Source organism: Acetobacterium sp. KB-1, assembly GCF_003260995.1.
Classification (GTDB): Bacteria; Bacillota; Clostridia; order Eubacteriales; family Eubacteriaceae; genus Acetobacterium; species Acetobacterium carbinolicum.
In genome coordinates this window covers 1,034,948-1,055,639 of sequence record NZ_CP030040.1, presented here as the reverse complement: position 1 = coordinate 1,055,639, position 20,692 = coordinate 1,034,948, and the positions used below count along the sequence as shown (strand labels likewise).

At 43.7% G+C, this 20,692-nt stretch carries 15 protein-coding genes; 13 read left to right on the top strand and 2 right to left on the bottom strand.

What is annotated here, in order from left to right:
- The first annotated feature begins 107 nt into the window (after positions 1-107).
- Entirely contained in the window at positions 108-1,871 is a 1,764-nt protein-coding gene (locus DOZ58_RS04885; protein ID WP_111887285.1) for a diguanylate cyclase, read from the top strand.
- 24 nt (positions 1,872-1,895) lie between these two features.
- Here the strand turns inward: DOZ58_RS04885 and DOZ58_RS04880 are convergent, their stop codons facing one another.
- Positions 1,896-2,462 carry a diguanylate cyclase gene (locus DOZ58_RS04880; protein ID WP_111887284.1) on the bottom strand — a complete coding sequence of 189 codons (567 nt, stop codon included), beginning with the start codon at positions 2,460-2,462 and terminating at the stop codon, positions 1,896-1,898.
- Positions 2,463-2,765: 303 nt separating this feature from the next.
- On the opposite strand from DOZ58_RS04880, the gene DOZ58_RS04875 reads away from it, so the two are divergent.
- Positions 2,766-3,653: an EFR1 family ferrodoxin gene (locus DOZ58_RS04875; RefSeq protein WP_111887283.1), complete on the top strand. Its 888-nt coding sequence runs from the start codon at positions 2,766-2,768 to the stop codon at positions 3,651-3,653.
- Positions 3,654-3,697: 44 nt separating this feature from the next.
- Here DOZ58_RS04875 and DOZ58_RS04870 read toward each other — a convergent pair whose 3' ends face one another.
- Complete coding sequence (locus DOZ58_RS04870) at positions 3,698-4,396, bottom strand: MBL fold metallo-hydrolase (protein WP_111887282.1); 699 nt, start codon at positions 4,394-4,396, stop codon at positions 3,698-3,700.
- 235 nt (positions 4,397-4,631) lie between these two features.
- On the opposite strand from DOZ58_RS04870, the gene DOZ58_RS04865 reads away from it, so the two are divergent.
- The 11 genes from DOZ58_RS04865 (at position 4,632) to DOZ58_RS04815 (ending at position 20,655) form a co-directional block, all read left to right on the top strand.
- Positions 4,632-8,381: a phosphoribosylformylglycinamidine synthase gene (locus tag DOZ58_RS04865; RefSeq protein WP_111887281.1), complete on the top strand. Its 3,750-nt coding sequence runs from the start codon at positions 4,632-4,634 to the stop codon at positions 8,379-8,381.
- A gap of 52 nt (positions 8,382-8,433) precedes the next feature.
- Positions 8,434-8,928: a 5-(carboxyamino)imidazole ribonucleotide mutase gene (purE, locus tag DOZ58_RS04860; protein WP_111887280.1), complete on the top strand. Its 495-nt coding sequence runs from the start codon at positions 8,434-8,436 to the stop codon at positions 8,926-8,928.
- A 50-nt stretch (positions 8,929-8,978) separates the two neighbouring features.
- Positions 8,979-9,722 carry a phosphoribosylaminoimidazolesuccinocarboxamide synthase gene (purC, locus tag DOZ58_RS04855; RefSeq protein WP_111887279.1) on the top strand — a complete coding sequence of 248 codons (744 nt, stop codon included), beginning with the start codon at positions 8,979-8,981 and terminating at the stop codon, positions 9,720-9,722.
- A gap of 76 nt (positions 9,723-9,798) precedes the next feature.
- Entirely contained in the window at positions 9,799-11,187 is a 1,389-nt protein-coding gene (gene purF / locus DOZ58_RS04850; protein ID WP_111887278.1) for an amidophosphoribosyltransferase, read from the top strand.
- Positions 11,188-11,233: 46 nt separating this feature from the next.
- Entirely contained in the window at positions 11,234-12,280 is a 1,047-nt protein-coding gene (purM, locus tag DOZ58_RS04845) for a phosphoribosylformylglycinamidine cyclo-ligase (RefSeq protein WP_111887277.1), read from the top strand.
- A complete protein-coding gene (gene purN / locus DOZ58_RS04840) occupies positions 12,271-12,927 on the top strand; it encodes a phosphoribosylglycinamide formyltransferase (RefSeq protein ID WP_111887276.1) in 657 nt (218 codons plus the stop codon). Before purM ends, purN begins: the two co-directional genes overlap by 10 nt.
- A 53-nt stretch (positions 12,928-12,980) precedes the next feature.
- On the top strand, positions 12,981-14,510 hold the full coding sequence (gene purH, locus DOZ58_RS04835) for a bifunctional phosphoribosylaminoimidazolecarboxamide formyltransferase/IMP cyclohydrolase (RefSeq protein WP_111887275.1): 1,530 nt from the start codon (positions 12,981-12,983) through the stop codon (positions 14,508-14,510).
- 268 nt (positions 14,511-14,778) lie between these two features.
- Complete coding sequence (gene purD, locus DOZ58_RS04830) at positions 14,779-16,035, top strand: phosphoribosylamine--glycine ligase (protein ID WP_111887274.1); 1,257 nt, start codon at positions 14,779-14,781, stop codon at positions 16,033-16,035.
- 40 nt (positions 16,036-16,075) lie between these two features.
- Positions 16,076-16,963 (top strand): EamA family transporter RarD, encoded by an 888-nt coding sequence (gene rarD, locus DOZ58_RS04825; RefSeq protein ID WP_111887273.1) that lies wholly within the window; start codon positions 16,076-16,078, stop codon positions 16,961-16,963.
- 230 nt (positions 16,964-17,193) lie between these two features.
- Positions 17,194-18,009, top strand: coding sequence for a pyrroline-5-carboxylate reductase (gene proC, locus DOZ58_RS04820; protein ID WP_111887272.1), 816 nt, complete (start codon positions 17,194-17,196; stop codon positions 18,007-18,009).
- Between the two features lie 42 nt (positions 18,010-18,051).
- Positions 18,052-20,655 carry a glycoside hydrolase family 3 C-terminal domain-containing protein gene (locus DOZ58_RS04815; RefSeq protein ID WP_111887271.1) on the top strand — a complete coding sequence of 868 codons (2,604 nt, stop codon included), beginning with the start codon at positions 18,052-18,054 and terminating at the stop codon, positions 20,653-20,655.
- Positions 20,656-20,692 lie beyond the last annotated feature (37 nt).

Here is a 20,692-nt window from a genome sequence, read left to right as displayed (position 1 = left end):
ACGTTTTCTTATAAGGGAAACGAAATAACAAAAGAGTCAACGGCAGGCGTGATTATGGGTTGGCGGAAAAAAACAAAGTGTAAAACCAGTAAGTAGGAGTTAATTCAATGATCAGCAAGATAATTACGATTAATACGATAGAAATGTTAAATGAATACGTGTTGACTGAAGAATGCAAGAATCATTTGAATTGCTCGGCTTCAGTATTTGTACAAGTATTCTCCGCGGTGCGCGATCCCTGCTGGATGATGGCGATCGAATCGACTCTCCGCGAGTCGATGCCCGGTGGGGTGATTGTCGGTGCCACCACCATGGGTGAAATTGCAGTCGGCCGCCTGCTGATCAACACCACAGTAATTTCCTTCGCATTTTTAGAAAAAACTAAAATTATGGGTTTTTTAGTCAATGGTGATGACGGCAATGAAATAGATTTGGGAACTAACTTTGCTAAAAAAATTGAGCGCTCTTGCCGGGGAATTGCAGGAATTATGCTCTTAGCAACGCCTTTTACCATGGATGTTTCTGTTTTTTTAAACGGTTTTTCTGCCGCTCGAAGCGGTAGGTATCCGGTTTTTGGAGGTGGTGCTGGTGATTATGAAGCTGAACAGGAGCCACTAATCGCCCTAAATGGGAAGTGTACATCAAAAGGAGTACTGGCTGTTGTGTTTATGGGAAATGACATCCAGATCGATATGCATACTTATTTGGGGTGGCAACCTTTAAGTAAAGAAATGGTCATTACTGAAACCGACGGTCTTTGGGTAAAGAAGATTGATGATGAGCCAGCTTATGAAGTGTTTCATCGTTATCTGGATATACAGAATGATGAAGATTTTTTTCTCAATGTTTTGGAGTTTCCCCTGTTGCTAAAACGGAATGGGATTTTGTATGCCAAGGTTCCCATGAGAGTTAATGAGGAAAAAGCCATTAAATTTATCGCTGAGTTGAAAGAAGGTGAGAAAGTATGCATTGGTTATGGTAATCCATCCGTAATGATTGAAAAAGCCAATGATATTCAAAACCGTATTCAGGCATTTAAACCAGAAGCTATTTTTCTTTACTCCTGCATTTGTCGGCGTTATTTGTTGCAAAGCGAGGTGGATCTGGAAACCAGACCCTTTGAGTCCATTGCACCCACATCGGGTTTTTATACCTATGGCGAAATTTATTCGCAGGGTCACTACGTGATGTTGCTAAATGCCACCATGGTGGCGGTCAGCATGAAAGAGCGGAATGGGAATAAACTGATTAAAAAACAAGAGAAGCGGATTGAAAAGCCAAAACTATTGGATCCATTCTCCAGCCAACACTCTCTGATTATTTCCCGATTAGTTAATTTTATCAGAGTGGTAACAGAAGAGTTGGAACAAGCCAACGCAGAAGCCAGACGTTTAGCAGAGCGTGATTATCTGACCCAGGCATATAATCGCATGAAGGCCCACGCGTTTATAAAAAATGAAATAGAAAGATGTGACCGCTATGATCATGTGTTTTCAATTATCATGCTGGATATGGATTTTTTTAAAAAGGTGAATGACACCTTTGGACATAATTTAGGGGACGAAATTCTCATTCATCTGGTAAATCTGCTCTCGCGGGAAATTCGAACAATCGATATGTTAAGCCGCTGGGGAGGGGAGGAGTTTTTGATCATCATGCCGCTGACGGACAGCGATGGAGCCAAGATAACAGCTGAACGGATTCGGATTGTTGTGGAACAGACCCAGTTTACAAGAGGGCTCACTCAAACCTGCAGTTTTGGTGTTACTGCCTATAAAAAGGGTGAATCCATCGAGAGTATGATTGATCGGGTGGATAAAGCTCTTTATGAAGCGAAATTAAGGGGTCGCAACTGCGTGGTAACAAAATAAAAAAACCAGGTGGTAAACCCGGTTTTAGCTGTTACTGATAGCAATTTTATTTCGACCCGTTTTTATGGCGATAGATAAGGCATGATCTGCTTTTTTGATAAGCTTGTCACTGGCGATTTCATCTGTAAGAATGGATGTTACTACGCCAACGGATATTGTGATAACATCTGCCACAGAAGAGGCTGAATTGGGAATGGCTAAATCGATAATCGCATGGCTCATTTTCTGTGCCATCGTTGCAGCACCAGCAGGGTCGGTATCTGAGAGAATACAGACAAATTTTTCATGATCCCATCGGGCGACTAAATCCCCGGCTCTTTTCAGGGTGCCTTGTAGTGAAAAAGCTACCTGACGAAGGCAGTCATTGCCCGATAAAAGGCCATACTTATCAATGTATTCTTTAAAATAGTCAATGTCAATCAAGAGAATCGATAAGTAGCATACCGTATTATGCGATTTTTTGACTGCTTCATTCAGCATGATATTAAATTTCTGGCGGTTGGCAATCTGGGTGAGGCTGTCCAGATCGACGTTAGTTGAAACATCCTTTTTCATGCCATCTTCGCTGTAGGAATCGAAAAATTCATTCATGTTTGAGGGTTCCTTTCTGGTTTCGTCGAAATTGTTGCCTTTTCTTTATTTTATACTCGATTGTGGTTAGCTGTAAAGCTTTTTAATCATAATCTTATCTAAAAAGTGGTGTTTAAACAGAATGTTGATGGGTAAAAACTATGAGTATGATAATAATTGTGTTAATTGAAGTGTTATATTATTGGGGGAACAGAAAATAATTTTAAAACGTCTTAATAATGTGGGACAATGATTAATGATATCAATAAAGGCTGCTGGAAATTAACATGATAAATTAGCAGCACGATAGATAGTGAGGAAAAAATGGATTTTAAAAGCACAAATCTTGTATATTTTACTGGTACGGGAGGGACTGCTCGGGTTGCTGATGCATTTGAACGTTCATTTGTTAAAAGATCAGTAACCGTTACGCGTATAGAATTAAAAGGCGCGGTAAACCCCGTTGTTTCAGGAGAATTATTAGTTTTGCTTTTCCCGGTTTATGCATTTAATGCCCCGAAACCCGTTGAAGAATGGCTGAAAAAAATCCAAACAGTTAAAAAGGGACAGCCGGCAGTAGTGGTTTCGGTATCGGGTGGCGGAGAAATTTCCCCCAACACTGCGTGTCGCCGGGCGACAATAAGGCAGCTTGAGAAAAAAGGTTATGATGTGATCTACGAAAAAATGGTGGTTATGCCGTCTAATTTTATGATCGGCTTTGATGAGAGTCTTTGTGCGATGATCCTTCATGCCACACCGGTAATAGTGGACCGGGTAGTTGAGGAATTGAAATCAGGGCAGCGACATCGTTTGGCATCATATGGGATTGACCGTTTTGCTTCCAGATTGGGATACTTCGAAGTTTTCGGGGGAAGAATTTTTGGTCAACATCTTAAGGTAAATGAAAACTGTGTTGATTGCGGTTGGTGCGAAAAGCTGTGTCCGCGTGATAATATTAAGATTATCGACGGTCAACATATCTTCGGAAATAACTGCGTCATTTGTATGCGTTGTATTTATGGTTGTCCCCAAAGGGCGATTGAACCCGGAATCGGAAAGTTTATGGTGGTGCCGGAAGGGTTTAATCTGAATAAGGTGGAAAATCGCATGGATCATCTAACGGTTTATCCCAAAATCAGCCAGGCGACCAACCATTCTTCGCTCCGTGGAGTAAGAAATTATCTTATTGAGAGTAACTGTTTTGAGATATAAGGAGAACCCCTGATCCGATTCTGGAATTAGGGGTTCTTCATTTTTTAGTTGTCTAAAGACCAAGTGTTTTTAATTCTTACATTTCGTTCTTTAAATTCAGGAATAACAGTTGCGGTGTTTCCGATTTTGGCTTTAAACTGTTTGATGATTCCAAACTCATCCCGAAAATGCATGGGAATCATGACCTTAGGATGGAAGGTTTCAATAAAGTATTGGCCGGCCTTGTAGAAGGAATCGCCGAGACGCGGGTCAACGGGAATAAAGGCAAATTCCATGGGTAGGCTCTTCATTTTTTCCAGTTCAGCCTTAAAGTCTTTTTCTTCCTGTATTGGATCGATGTTTGGCTTTTCGCTGGTGTCCCAGTCCCACCAGTTAAGGTCCCCGGCATGAAAAATACGGTGGGAATTAGTGGCAATATAAAAAGAGATGCCCTGGTCAGTAGACCCAAAGGTTTTGATGTCCATCCCGCCCAACGACATATGCTGGTAGGGACCGATGGCATGGGTTTTGTGGGTAGATGCCTTGGGAATGTCATCACTAATTATGTAGGTAGGGTGATAGATTCGGTTAGTCGAAAAAATATCGACGTTGTAGTGGTCACCATGCCCGTGTGACACAAAGAAAAAATGAGGAATTCCTTTGCGTAGTAAACTGGTGGGAATATGAGTAAAGCAATCAAAAATCAAGGTTTTATCCTCTAATTGGATTAAAAAGCCGCTATGATGCAAATGGAAAATTTTCATACTATTACCTCTCGTGTAACGTTATTTAGTTTTAGTTGGTTGGATAAAACTATATTACCCATTTTCTGAACAATTATACTTCGTATTATATCATACTCGTGAAAAACTTTAAAACTATCGTTGCAGACGAGAAAATAGCGGAGAATAAAAAAATAATCCGAACGTTTTAAAAAATCTTGATATTATTGTTCGGAAATAGTAAAATAAGTTTATCATTAAAAAAGGTGGAAAAATTGTGATAAAACGAATTTTTGTAGAAAAAAAAGACCGGTTTGAAGTTGAAGCTAAATCGCTGACACAAACCTTTCAACGAATTTTAAAGATTTCGAAGCTTAAGTCTATGCGTATCTTATACCGATATGACGTAGAAGGCGTGACAGATGGTTTGTTCAATCAGATTATTGATACCATTTTATCCGAGCCCAATGTCGATCAGGTCTTTGAAGGAGTCCTTCAGATTAACGACGACGAGAACATTTTTGGGATTTCCTATTTACCTGGCCAATATGATCAACATGGTGATTCGGCGATTCAGTGTATTCAGATCGTGTCGGGGGAACGGGCGCTGATTAAGGTAGCTAAAATTGTTGTCCTTATAGGAGAATTGACACAAAATGAACTGAATAGCATCAAGCGCTATATGATCAATCCGGTGGATTCTCAGGAAGCCAGCCTGGAACCTTTTGCCACTTTGGTTGATGAGGTGCGGGAGCCAGCAGATATCAAGCAGTTAGATGGTTTTATTGCGCTGCAGGCAGATCAATTAGAAGCGTTTCGGGTGGACAATGGATTCGCCATGACGACCGAGGATATCTTGTTTGTGCAAAAATATTTTAATAAAGATGAAAAACGAAACCCGACCATTACGGAATTAAAGGTCATTGATACCTATTGGTCGGATCATTGTCGTCATACAACCTTTTTGACTCAAATTAAACAGGTACAGTTTCTGGGAGATGATCCCATTTCACAGGCGATGAAGCGGGCCTATGATGATTACTGTCAGGCCAGAACAGCGCTATACGGAGAAAACACTAAACGACCGATGAGCCTGATGGATCTGGCTGTGATTGGGACGAAAGCCCTAAAGAAACAGGGACGGATACCAGATTTGGATGAGTCAGAAGAAATCAACGCCTGCAGTATTAACATGGTCGTCGATCATGATGGTGTCGATGAAGAATGGCTGTTGATGTTTAAAAATGAAACGCATAATCATCCCACCGAAATTGAACCATTTGGGGGTGCTGCCACCTGTTTGGGTGGAGCCATCCGAGATCCTCTTTCAGGACGAAGCTACGTTTATCAGGCGATGCGGGTTACTGGCGCTTGGGATCCTCGGGCCGCGATTGAAGATACTCTCCCGGGCAAATTGCCGCAGCGTAAAATTTCGACTGAAGCCGCCCATGGCTACAGTTCCTACGGGAATCAAATCGGCCTGGCAACCGGTCAGGTTACTGAAGTTTACGATCCCGGTTTTCTGGCCAAGCGAATGGAAGTCGGCGCCGTGATTGCGGCAGCCCCCAAAGAAAATGTCATCCGCGAACGTCCCACTCCAGGCGATGTGGTGTTGTTAGTCGGTGGACGAACCGGTCGGGATGGCTGCGGCGGCGCTACTGGTTCATCCAAGGTTCACACGGAAGAATCCATTTTAGAAAGCGGTGCAGAGGTTCAAAAAGGGAATCCGGTCGAAGAACGAAAAATCCAGCGGTTGTTTAGAAGAAAAGAACTGGCCAATTTAATCAAGCGTTGCAACGATTTTGGTGCCGGTGGTGTATCGGTAGCAATTGGTGAACTAGCGGACAGCCTGGAAATTGATTTAGACAAGGTACCAAAAAAATATGAAGGTTTGGATGGTACCGAGCTGGCCATCTCTGAATCTCAGGAACGTATGGCCGTGGTGGTTGATCCCAAGAATGTGGACGCTTTTATCACCATGGGAAACGCTGAAAATCTTGAGATTACCCCGGTTGCCACGGTTACTGATTCCGGTCGCCTGATCATGAAATGGCGGGGCACAGAGGTTTTAAATATCTCCCGCGCATTTCTTGAAACCAATGGTGCGCCGCAATTTATTGATGTAGTGATTGAACCGCCGATGGAAATAAAAAGTGATAAAAAAACAGCGGATCAAGATCCTAAAAAAGATGAAAACTTTAATTTTATCAATAAGATCACAGAAACTTTAAAAGATCTGAATGTAGCCAGCCAGCGGGGCATGGTGGAAATGTTTGACGCGACCATTGGTGCCGGTACTGTGGTCATGCCCTATGGCGGCAAAAACGCGCTCTCACCAATGGATGGTATGGTGGCTAAGATCCCGATGATTCATGGCGATACCACCACCTGCAGCATGATGACTTTTGGCTATAATCCGGTCATTGCCAAAAGCAGTCCTTTTCTAGGCGGGATGATGGGGGTTCTTGAATCTCTATCTAAACTGGTCGCCATCGGTGGGGATTACAAAAAAGCCCGCCTCAGTTTCCAGGAATATTTTGAACGATTGGGTCAAGAACCACTTAAATGGGGCCGACCTTTTGCAGCCCTTTTAGGTGCCCATCAAGTCCAGACAGCGATGGGAACACCGGCCATCGGCGGTAAGGATAGTATGTCGGGTACCTTTGGTGAATTGACCGTTCCGCCAACCCTGATTTCCTTTGCGGTGGCGACAGCCCATGTCGATACGGTGATAACCAGCGAACTCAAGTCCACCGAATCATTAATCCAATTATTCGTACTACCGGTGGATGAAAATGGGGTGCCGGAATTAACGGTGGTTAAAGCCGTTTATGATATCATCATCAAAGCTAATCAGGAAGGTAAAATCTTAAGTGCAAAAACCATTGGTTGTGGTGGCCTGGTAGAAGCGATCACAAAAATGGCTTTCGGAAATAGTGTTGGAGTTACCCTTAATGACCGGATCGATCCAGCCTTTTTGTTTAAACCCCTGTATGGCAGTATTTTAGTCGAAAGCTTTGAGATCCTGGAAGGATCAACCCCGATCGGAAAAACAAATGGTGGCGGAGAAATTGTTTATGGCCGTGATGCGATCGCGATTAATCAACTCGTTGAAGTCTGGGAAGCGCCGTTGCGATCGGTGTACCCGGAAAAAATGGAAACCGCTGGAGCAGTAAAAACCTTAAGTTTTAATGCCAAACCTTTTGTTTACAGGAAAGAAAAGCAGCCAAAACCGCAGGTGTTTATTCCGGTTTTTCCGGGAACCAACTGCGAATATGATTCGGTCAAAGCCTTTGAAAACGCTGGCGCAAAACCGTTCACCACCATTTTTAAAAATCAGTCGGCTCAGGATATAACCCACTCCATTGATGATATGGCAGCGCATATCAGAGCCTCCCAGATAATTATGATTCCTGGTGGATTCAGTGCCGGGGATCAACCCAACGGTTCTGGTAAATTTATTGCCGCGGTTTTCAGAAATCAGAAAATGATGGATGCTGTCATGGATTTACTTAATAACCGGGACGGTTTGGTTCTGGGAATCTGTAACGGCTTCCAGGCGCTAATCAAGTTAGGACTGGTACCCACTGGTGAAATCTGTCCGATTACCGCGGAGATGCCAACCTTAACCTTTAATACGATTGGCCGTCATGTTTCGACCATCCCGATGACCCGAATCAGTTCCAATTTGTCACCATGGCTTGCCAACACCAAGGTGGGAGACATCCATCGCATGCCCATGTCTCATGGGGAAGGCCGATTCGTGGCTAATGATGCGGTGTTAAGAACCCTTATCGAAAATGGTCAGATTGCTACCCAATATGTGGATTTCGAGGGTGAAGCCACCCTTTCGGGGTGTTTTAATCCGAACGGTTCAGTTTATGCAGTCGAAGGTATTACCAGCCGGGACGGACGGGTGCTTGGAAAAATGGGTCACTCTGAACGGATCGGCAAGAATCTTTATAAAAACATACCTGGAAATATGGATCAGCAGATTTTTAAAGCGGGCGTTAATTATTTTAAATAAGTGCTGATGTTTATTAATAAGAAATAGTTTCAAACCATAAGGAGAATTAAGAATGAGTAAACCAAAAGTCGCTGTTATTATGGGAAGTGATTCGGATTTTGACATCGTCAAAAAATGTCTGATCGCATTGGAAAAATTTGGTGTTGAATATGATGTTCAGGTTATTTCAGCCCACCGGAATCCGCACAAAATTTTCGAATACGCAACGACAGCTGAAGCCCGGGGTATTGAGTTGTTTATTGCAGCGGCCGGGAAAGCTGCGCACCTGCCGGGAGTCATCGCCGGGATCACACCACTGCCAGTCATCGGTATTCCCATTCAAACTTCTTTTCAGGGAGGACTGGATTCGCTTTTATCGATTGTCCAGATGCCATCAGGCGTACCGGTTGCGACCGTTGCGGTTAATGGTGCTGAAAATGCCGGGATTTTGGCAGCCCAGATGCTATCAATCAAGTATCCGGAGATTCGGGAGAAAATAAAGACCTTTAAAATTCAGTTAAATGATGAAGTTGTCGCTAAAAATGAAAAAGTTCAGGAGATTCTATAAAAATTTGAAACGTACACCCTTGATTCAAATCAATTTTTAAGGAGATTAAGATGGAAAAGTTAGAACAATTATATGAAGGTAAGGCAAAAAAAGTATACAAAACCGATCGTCCCGATGAATTTATCATTGAGTATAAAGATGATGCTACAGCGTTCAACGGCGAAAAAAAGGGGAGTATCGGCGGTAAAGGCGTTATTAACAATAAGATGACCGGCGTTATTTTCACGATGCTCGAAGAAAAAGGCATTCCGACTCATTTTATCAAAGTTCTTTCGGAAAAGGAACAATTGGTTAAAGCGGTTACGATTTTCCCGTTGGAAGTGATTATCCGAAACACCGCCGCCGGTTCTATTTGCAAACGCCTCGGTCTGGAAGAAGGCTTGAAACTAAAGTCACCAATTTTTGAATTCTGTTATAAAAACGATGATTTTGGCGACCCCGTCATCAATGATTATCACGCGATCGCCATGGAATTAGCTACCGCCGAAGAAATTGAAGTGATCCGCGAAATGACCTTTAAAATTAACGATATTTTAAAAGCTTATTTCCTGGAAAAAGGGATTAATCTGGTGGACTTCAAAATCGAGTTTGGTAAAACCAATGATGGACAAATCGTTTTAGCAGACGAAATCTCACCGGACACCTGTCGCTTTTGGGATGTGGAAACAAATGAAAAACTGGATAAAGACCGTTTCAGACGAAACCTTGGCCATATTGAAGACCTTGGCCATATTGAAGACCTTGGCCATATTGAAGAAGCCTATGAAGAGATGCTTAAACGCGTTCAGGCTTAAAACCAATCACAACTCACCTAAAAAATTAAGACATCAGGAAAATTAAAATCTAATACCTGGAGGGTACAACACACCAATGATAAATGACAAGTTTCGCGATGAATGTGGAATAATGGGGGCCTATCTCAAATCCAAAGAGAATAACTGTTCTTCCTATATCTATTATGGACTTTACGCGCTTCAACATCGAGGTCAGGAAAGCGCCGGTATATCGGTTAACAAAGAAGGTAAGATCTCAACCCATAAAGAGACGGGTTTAGTCAGTGATGCTTTTAAAGGCAACGTCCTAAAACAGCTTAAAGGAAATATTGGGATTGGTCACGTCCGTTACTCCACCTCAGGAGAAGATGGGGTTATGAATGCTCAACCACTGACGGTCAACCATAGTGTCGGTCAAATTGCTTTAGCCCACAACGGCAACCTCATCAATGACAGCGCGTTGCGAAACATGCTGGAAGACTCAGGGGTTGTTTTTCAAACCACCATTGATACCGAGGTAATGGTAAATATCCTGGCTAGAGGTCTTAGGCATGGGATGATTGAAGCGATTCAGCGGATGGTAGAAATTATCAAGGGCGCTTATGCCCTGGTTATTACAGTTGGCGATAAGTTAGTAGGCGTCCGTGATCCCTATGGTTTACGGCCTCTTTGCATTGGCAAAAAGGATGAAGATTATTTTTTGGCTTCGGAAAGCTGTGCCTTGGATGCCATCGGGGCAGAACTGGTTCGGGACGTTGAACCTGGTGAAATTGTAGTTATTGATGAAAATGGTTTAAACAGTTACGGACAGAATAACTGGGTGAAAAAGAAAGCCTGTATCTTTGAGTTGATTTATTTTGCCCGACCAGATTCGGTGATGGATGAAACCTCGGTTTATGCGGCTCGTCATAAGGCCGGTGAAATTCTTGCTAAAGAGGCACCGGTTGAAGCTGATGTCGTCATCGGGGTGCCGGACTCAGGGATTGGTGCCGCGATTGGTTATGCGGAAGCATCCGGTATTCCTTATGGCGTTGGTTTAATAAAGAATAAATACATCGGCCGAACCTTTATTCAGCCCAATCAGAAGCTTCGAGAAGAAGGGGTGCGCATTAAGCTAAACCCATTAAAAGAAACCATTAAGGATAAACGGGTCATTATCATTGATGACTCCATCGTTCGGGGAACAACCTCCAAACGACTGGTTGCAATTTTAAGACAAGCCGGTGCCAAAGAAGTACATTTCCGGGTTACCAGCCCGCCGGTTGCGCATACTTGTCATTTTGGGATTGATACCCCCCGGAGAAAATACCTGATTGGTGCCAAGAAAACCGTCGAAGAAATCAGAGAAATTTTAGGTGCAGATTCGCTGGCCTATATTTCTCTGGATGGTTTAAATGAGTCAGTCGGTGGAAAGACAACCTTCTGCCGCGCCTGCTTTGATGGGGAATACCCCATGGAAGTGCCAATCTTAAATGCGAATGACTAAATCGTAAAAATAATTAATGGAACGTAATAAAATAGATGGAGGAAACATGTCAGAAAATCAGATGAAAACAGATGCATATCGACAGGCCGGAGTCGACGTGGAAGCAGGTTACGAATCGGTTAAATTGATGAAGGCCGATGTCAAGCGGACCTTTAATGATCAGGTCCTTTCGCACCTGGGGGGATTTGGCGGACTTTTCGAATTACCGGAAGGGTACCAGAAACCGGTCCTGGTTTCGGGTACGGATGGAGTTGGAACCAAACTGCGCCTGGCGTTTATGATGGATCGCCATGATACCATCGGCGTTGACTGCGTCGCGATGTGTGTTAATGATATCTTATGTCAGGGTGCCCAACCAATGTTTTTTTTGGACTACATTGCCTGCGGTAAAAACTATCCCCTCAAAATTGCCACCATTGTTAAAGGGATTGCTGAAGGCTGTATCCAGGGAAATATGGCTTTAATTGGTGGTGAAACCGCGGAAATGCCGGATATGTACGGCCTCGATGAATATGACCTGGCCGGTTTTGCGGTGGGCATCGTTGAAAAAGATGATATTGTCACGGGTGCAACTATTGCTGAAGGTGATGTTCTGGTAGGCCTGCCATCCTCCGGGGTTCATAGTAACGGTTTTTCGCTGGTGCGAAAAGTTTTGTTTAAGGATCTATCCTTGGACGTCAACACCTATGTGGACGATTTGGGGATGACTTTGGGTGAAGCACTACTGACACCGACCCGAATTTATGTTAAAGCATTGGTTGATTTGATCAAGCCCTGCAAAATCAAAGGCATGAGCCATATCACCGGCGGCGGGTTCTATGAAAATATTCCCCGAATGATTCCTGACGGACTGTGCGCTAAGGTTGACCCCAGCGTGATCGAAACCCTACCGATTTTTAAATTTATCCAGGAAGCGGGAAAAATTCCCGCTGAAAGCATGTATGCCACCTTTAATATGGGAATTGGTCTGGTGGCAGTTCTGCCAGTTGATCAGGTTGAAGCCTTTGTGTCCGGTTTAACAGCCAAGGGCGAAAAGCCGGTTATTCTTGGTTCCATCGTTAAAGGAGAGGAAAAAATCAACTTATGTCTGTAAAAGCTTTAAAAAAAATCGGCGTGCTGGTTTCTGGCGGCGGGACCAATTTTCAATCCTTGATTGATACCATTCATCATAAATATGGTGTAATTGCGGTGGTGATTTCCAATAACCGCCAGGCTTTTGGTTTGGAACGGGGGGAAGCCGCTGGGATTCCGGCAGTGGCCATCAATCCCAAAGGTTATCCCAGCAATGAAGCCTTTGATGAAAAAATTGTCGATATTTTAAGTGGCTATAACGTCGATCTGGTGGTGCTGGCCGGCTATATGAAAATCATTACCCCAGTTTTTGTGAAAGCTTATCCCAACGCCATTATCAATATTCATCCAGCCCTAATTCCATCTTTTTGCGGGGCCGGTTTTTACGGGATGCATGTTCATCAGGCCGTCATCGATTATGGCGTCAAGGTTACTGGGGCAACGGTTCACTTTGTTAACGAAGTGGCCGACGGAGGTCCGGTGATCTTTCAGGAAACCGTTATGGTTGCGGATGATGATACCCCTGAATCGATCCAGCAGAAAGTCCTTAAAATTGAACACGAGCTTTTACCAAAGGCGGTGAAGGCTTTTTGTCTTGACCAATTGACGGTGGATGGTCGAACCGTTAAATATTTAAAGAGTCAAAGTAATCATGAATCAAATTTTTGATTCAATCAAATAAATGTAGGGAACTTGTTAAGTAATAAATTTGGAGGAATACTATGAGAGCTTTATTAAGTGTATCGGATAAACATGGGATTGTCGAATTTGCAACAAAACTGACAGCAATGGGATGGGAAATCCTATCCACCGGGGGAACTGCCAAAACTCTGAGAGCAGCAGGTCTAACGATTACCGATGTTTCAGAGGTAACCGGCTTTCCGGAATGTCTGGACGGACGGGTCAAAACCTTACATCCTAAAATTCACGGTGGAATTTTGGGAATCCGCAACAATCCAGACCACCAGAAGCAAATGGCAGATCTTGACATTACCCCCATCGATTTGTTGGTCATTAACCTCTATCCATTTAAAAACACCATTTTAAAAGAAGGCGTCGCCTTTTCCGATGCGGTCGAAAATATTGATATTGGAGGACCAACGATGCTGCGCTCGGCGGCCAAAAACTTTAATGATGTAACCGTAGTTGTGGATCCGGAAGACTATGCTATGGTGCTATCTGAGCTGGAAGCAAACGGCAAAACAAGCGATCAAACTCGCTATAACCTGGCTCTAAAAGTGTTTGAAACAACCGCCAACTATGACACGATGATCGCCGATTACTTAAGAAAAAGGGCGAACGGGGAAGTCTTACAAGACACCATTACGATGACCTTTAATAAGGTTCAGGATTTGCGCTATGGCGAAAATCCGCACCAGAAAGCTGCTTTCTATGGTGAAGTGGTTCCCGTTAAAGGCGCCCTAACCGCAGCCAAACAACTCCAGGGTAAAGAACTTTCCTACAATAATATCAACGATACCAACGGGGCCCTGGAAATATTAAAGGAATATGGGGACGAACCCACGATTGTCGCGGTTAAGCATGCTAATCCTTGTGGTATTGCCAGCGATGACGAAATTGCCGTGGCCTATATAAAAGCCCATGACAGTGATCCGGTTTCCATCTTTGGCGGCATTATCGCATCTAATCGTCTGATTGACGAAGCCGCTGCCAAAGAAATGATTAAAACCTTCCTGGAAGTGATCGTCGCTCCAGGATTTACACCAGAGGCGTTGGCTGTTTTGGCAGCGAAGCCAAACCTGCGTTTATTAGAGCTTTCTGACATCACGTACAACGAACCGAGCTATGAAGTAAAAAAAGTCATCGGTGGACTGCTGGTACAGGAACGCGATACCAAGCTTTATAATGAGTTGAAAGTGGTCACGAAACTTAAGCCCAGTGAAGCTGAAATGGATGAATTGCTGTTTGCCTGGAAAGCGGTTAAGAACACTAAATCCAACGCCATCAGCCTGACTAAAGATAAATGCCTGATCGCCAACGGACCGGGCCAGGTCAATCGGGTTGGTGCTCTGGAAAACGCCATCCGTCAGGCCGGCGAAAAGGTCAAAGGGGCAGTGATGGCGTCTGATGCCTTCTTCCCTTTTGACGACAGTGTCAAAGCTGCCGCTGCCGCTGGCATTATCGCCATTATTCAACCCGGTGGGGCGGGACGTGATGCGGATTCAATCAAAGCCTGTGATGAGGCAGGCATTGCGATGGTATTTACCGGCATGCGCCACTTCAAACACTAATTTTTACCACAGAATTGCTTAATCACTGCGTTGGAAATAGTTTTGTCCTTGGTCACGTATGTAAGATACGCTCCCTTCGGACAAAACTATTTCCGCCTTGTGCTAAAGCAATTCTGAAGAAAAAAATTGGGTTAGCATGAATTATTTTGAATTGAACAATACTCTTAGCAAAACGGGTTTTGATTCATTTTGTAGGGGCGATCCGTGATCGCCCGTTTCCCGTTCTTCACGAAGATTTGAAAAACAAAAGCGAAACAAGGAGAAACAGATGAAAGTATTAATGATTGGATCCGGTGGCCGGGAGCATGTTCTGACATGGAAGCTTGCCCAAAGTCCCCGGGTTGACAAAATATATGCCGCCCCGGGTAACGGCGGGATGGCAGAATTGGCCGAATGTGTGGATTTATCGGTTGAAGATATTGCGGGCTGTTTAGCTTTTGCCAAAGAACACCAGATTGACCTCACCGTTGTGGGTCCTGAAGTTCCCCTGGTGATGGGGATGGTTGACGCGTTTGAAGCTGAAGGCTTAAAAGTCTTTGGTCCCAACAAGCATTGCGCCCAGTTTGAGGGCAGCAAAGCCTTTACCAAGGAGTTTTTATTCCGTCACAAGATTCCTACTGCGGCCTATAAAGAATATACCGATTTTGATGAAATCATCAAAGATTTAGGGGTTTACGGTTATCCCATGGTAATCAAGGCTGATGGCCTGGCCGCCGGCAAAGGTGTACTGATCCCTGAAAACGAAGCCGCTGCCCGAGAAGGCATGGAAATGATTATGAAAAAGCGAGAGTTCGGAGAAGCTGGCAATAAGGTGGTTATCGAAGAATTTCTAACCGGTCAGGAAGCCTCGATGCTTTGTTTTGTCGATGGTAAAACCATTGTTCCGATGGAAAGTGCTCAGGATTATAAACGGGCTTATGACAATGATGAAGGGTTAAACACCGGCGGTATGGGAACCTATTCTCCCAATGTACTGTTTGCTGATGAAGCCTTAAATAAGCGCATTAAAGCAGAAATTCTCGATCCGATTATTGGCGGTTTTATTGCCGATGGCATGAACTTTAAAGGAATCCTGTTTATCGGACTGATGATCGAAAGCGGTGTGCCAAAGGTTCTGGAATTCAATGTCCGCTTTGGCGATCCCGAAGCCCAAAGCGTCCTGATGCGAATGGAATCTGATCTGGTCGACATCATGGAAGCCGTTATCGATGGCAAGCTGGCTGACTGTGAGATCAAATGGAGTCACAAAGAAGCCGTTTGCGTGGTGATCGCCTCTGGCGGCTACCCCGGCACTTACAAAAAAGGCCAGGTCATCACCGGTATCGATGATGTGAAAGACTGTGTCGTCTTCCACGCCGGTACCAAACTGGTCAACGGCGAACTTAAGACCAATGGCGGCCGGGTTCTCTGTGTCACCGCCTTGGGCGAAACCCGTGAAGCAGCTAGAAAAACCGTCTACGCCAACATCGGCAAAATCCACTTCGAAGGCGCCCAATATCGAACCGATATTGCCAAATTTAGCTAAAATTAAATAACTCAACTTAGAATTTATATGGAGGGCTACCATGCAAAAGAGTATTATCAGCGCCATGATGGCATATGTTTTATGGGGAATCCTCCCGATTTATTGGAAGGCACTCAAAGAAGTGTCACCGCTTTATATCCTGGCTTCGCGCATTTTCTGGTCTTTTATATTTTGTGTAATTTTTGTTACCATCATTAAAAAATGGCCAGAAATAAAAACGGTACTATTAGATAGAAAAAGGTTCATTTATTGTATCCTCAGTGGGATCATGGTGTCGCTTAACTGGTATACCTATATCTGGGCTGTGAATGCCAATTTTATCATTGATGCCAGTCTGGGCTATTATATCAACCCACTGGTAGTGGTATTATTCAGTGCCCTATTCTTTGGGGAACGTTTTAACAAATGGGAAAGTCTGTCAGTCTTACTCGCATTGGTCGGAGTTGTCTTCATTACCCTAAAAATCGGCAAATTTCCAGTGGTAGCCATCGTTTTGGCACTTACCTTTGCCTTGTATGGCGTCTTTAAGAAGAAACTTAATGCCAGCCCGATTGTCTCACTAATTCTGGAAACGGCTGTCGTGGCACCGTTTGCCTTTGTTGCGATGATTTATATTGAAAGTCAGGGACAAGGTGTGATAGCGCTTGGCAGTCCGGTGGTGACGGCATTGGCTGTTTTGGCGGGGGTTGTTACCGCGATTCCGCTACTACTTTATGCCAAAGGGGTTCAGGACATATCTTTTTCACTACTGGGCTTTTTTCAATATATCACACCTTCCATTATGCTGTTTCTGGGGGTATTTCTTTATGGAGAAATTTTCACGATGGTAGATCTCATTGGTTTCGGATTTATTTGGGTGGCATTGATCATCTTTACCATCTCGAAGATCTATAACGGTAGCAAAGAAATTGTCGAACCGGATCTATAAAAACAAACAAGCGAAAATTATCTGATCAACCCATTAATTTAAGAATTAGTGGGTTTTTCTATTTTAGGTTTGCACTGGGTTGAATTAAAGTCTAAAATAGAGGGTATAAAGATTATGTAAAAATTAATCGGCAAAACGGTTTATGATCAGTCGATGTGTGTAAAAGAATGATTTGATAACGAACGGTCGATTACAAACAGTACATTAGCATAAGATGATAAGGAGTTAAAGTGAAAAATAAAATTGGTTTTATTGGTTGCGGAAATATGGCAAAGGCCATGATTGGTGGTTTGGTGAGAGGGGAATTGTTTCTACCGGAAAATATTTTATGCTTTGATCCCTCTTCTGAAGCAAGGGATCAGGTAGCCAAAGAATATCGGGTTAACATTCAAAAATCCAATGTGGCAGTAGCGGAACAAGCTGATTATCTGGTTTTAGCAGTGAAGCCTTTTTTGTATTCTAAGGTGTTGGAGGAAATTGCCGGAAGTATCAAACCATCGGTGATTATCATCTCTATTGCAGTGGGCGTTGGTTTTGAAGACATTAAGGAGTTTTTGGGCCGGGATGTAAAAGTAATCAGAACCCAGCCCAGCACCCCGGCATTCGTAGGTGAATCCGATTCCACCCTCTGTCCGGATGGGCACATGACACCAGAAGATATCCAGGATGTTATCGCGATTTTTGAAAGTTTTGGCAAGACTGAAATCATTAGCGAAAAACTGATGGATGTGGTCCCCGGGATTGCCAGCTCAGCACCAGCTTATACGATGCTGCTCATCGAGGCCATGGCTGATGGGGGAGTACTTCATGGTTTCCCCCGTGATCAGGCCTATCGGCTGTCAGCTCAGGCAGTTTATGGTGCTGCTAAACTGGTTCTTGAGTCCGGCGAGCATCCGGGAAAATTAAAAGATCAGATCTGTACGCCTGGTGGAACTACCATTGAAGCCGTTCGGGTTCTGGAGGCTAAAGGTTTTAGAGATGCCATCATTTCGGCGGTTGATGCCTGTGCTAAAAAATCCTTGGCAATGCGTAAAAAGAAAGCATAACGTTAATAAATCTAGTTAATCCATTAAGGAGATGTTGTAATTATGGATGAAGGATTAATTAAAAAAATACGAAGAAATATGAGTCTGGAAGAAATGGTCTCGCTTTGTTCGGGCCGAACTGACTGGGAAACGATGAGTTACTCAAAGTACGGCATCGAGCCAGTGTTCATGGCTGATGGCCCCCATGGTATGCGCGTAGTTGAAACGGAGGGAACCTTGGGAATACCTCAGGGAAGACCTGCTACCTGTTTTCCTCCAGCAGTTCTTACCGCCTGTTCCTGGGATGAAGGGCTACTTGAGTTTGTAGCCAGAACTATCGCCCTGGAGGCCAGAGCAATGGGTGTCGATCTGATACTAGGACCAGGAATTAATATCAAACGATCGCCTCTTTGCGGTCGGAACTTTGAGTATTTTTCGGAAGACCCGTTATTGTCTGGTCGCTTGGGAAAAAGTTTTATTATCGGAGCCAAGGAGCATGGTGTGGGAACCACGGTCAAGCATTTTCTGGCCAACAATCAGGAAACCCGGCGTATGACGGTGGATGAAAAAATTGATATTCGGACGCTGCGGGAAATTTACTTAAAACCTTTTGAGATTGCCGTAAAAGAAGGTAAACCAATGGCGGTGATGTGTTCCTATAATAGTATCAATGGCAAGTTTGTCTCTCAGAGTAATTATTTTCTGACCCAACTGCTCAGGAAGGAGTGGGGGTTTGAAGGGATCGTCATGTCCGATTGGGGCGCTGTCTATGATCGGGTCAGAGGCGTGTTCGCCGGACTGGATCTGGAAATGCCTGGTAATGGTGGCGTCAATAACCAAAAAATATTTAATCGGGTTAAAGAAGGCAAGCTTAAGATTACGGTTTTAAATGAAATGGTGGAACGGTTGATTCGGTTTTCGTTTCTGGCTCAGGAAAATCGCAGAAACTATGCCACACCGACAGAAATTGAACCTCAAGGCCACCATAAAATTGCCCAGTTAGCGGCAGTTGAGAGCATCGTGTTACTAAAGAACGAGGATCACATTCTGCCGATTGACGGGACTAAGATAAAGAAACTGGCGATTATCGGTAGTATGGCATTTGATCCTCGGTATCAAGGTAGTGGCAGTTCGAAAATCAATCCTTATCATATCGATTCGCCTTACGAACACCTTAAAAAACTGATAAAAGGTGAAATTCAATTATTTCCTCATCAGGGTTATATCCATGATGAGGTGGCAGAACAAAAACATCTGGCCGCACAGGCGGTGGAGGTGGCAAAAAATTCGGAAATGGCCCTGTTATTTGTGGGCTTGCCGGATCACGATGAGTCAGAAGGTTATGACCGTACTCACTTGAAGCTGCCTCAAAAACAGCTTGATCTGATTGGTGCGATCTGCAAGGTTCAGCCTAAAACAGTGGTAATTGTTCAAAATGGTGGCATTGTGGATATGAGCTGGGAACACCAACCCAAGGCCATCATTGAGATGTTTTTAGGCGGTCAGGGTGGCGGTGATGCGATTGCTAAACTCTTAGTTGGAGAAAATAATTTTTGTGGCAAACTAGCAGAAACCATTCCCATGCGTTTGGAGGATACCCCGGCTTACATTAATTTTCCCGGTATCCACGATGAGGTGGTGTACGGTGAGAGTATTTTTGTGGGGTACCGCTATTACGACTTTACGAAAAAGAAGGTCCGTTTTCCCTTTGGATTTGGGCTTAGCTATAGCCATTTTGACTATCAACCGATCGAAGAATCCGAGCTGACAATCGATGCCGAAAAAACGGTCACGGTTAAATGTCAGGTCACCAATACCGGCGTGATGAACGGCAAAGAGATCATACAACTTTATACTGGAAAATCCGATACGGCCATCCTTCGTCCAATTCGGGAACTCCGTGGATTTAAGAAAGTCTTTATCCCCGGAGGGCGTTCGGCTGAGATAAGCTTTGAGCTGGGACTCAGTGACTTTACTTACTACAATCCCACCACCAAATCCTGGGAACATGAGTCAGGCAGTCACCAGATCTATATCGGGTCATCCAGTCGGGACTTACCAATTGTTTATTCGGTTCAGATTACCAAAGATCTGATCCATCCCATTAACCCGTTATCCTATCTCAGTGATTTTGAAAAAACGGATCGGGGACAAACCATTCTAAAACTATTGCTGTCTGGTTTTGAAGAGATTATGGGAAATGACCATAATAGAGAAGACGATTTTTTTATGACCATGTTAGCCAACACCCCGTTGCGTAAGTTAGTCGAGTTTTCTAATGGGATATTTACTGAGGAGTGTATTGATAAGATTATTGAACTGGTCAATTCAGATGAGTCCTTGGTGGGGATTACCTTTGAAAAATTGGTTAATTGCACTGAAAAGAAAAAGGGCTTTTTCAAAAGTCTGTTTGGCGGCCATGATGAAGAGTACCTCGGCATCCACTCTAAAGTACGGGAGCTGGTCGACGATGACGATGTCATGAAGATTTTAAGAAATTATTTTGGCGATGAAACTTTTGAAAGTGACTATCTGCAGATGGCCATCAAAATGGGGATCTGTTTTGATAAGGCTCAGAAATTACTTCCCGACGAGTTTTTCTCCGACGAAAAACTAAAACAAATTGATAAAGAGTTGACTGCACTCGCAAAGCTTAAAAAGAAATAAAGAAATTTAATGAGAAAGCGTACCGATCACTAATAAG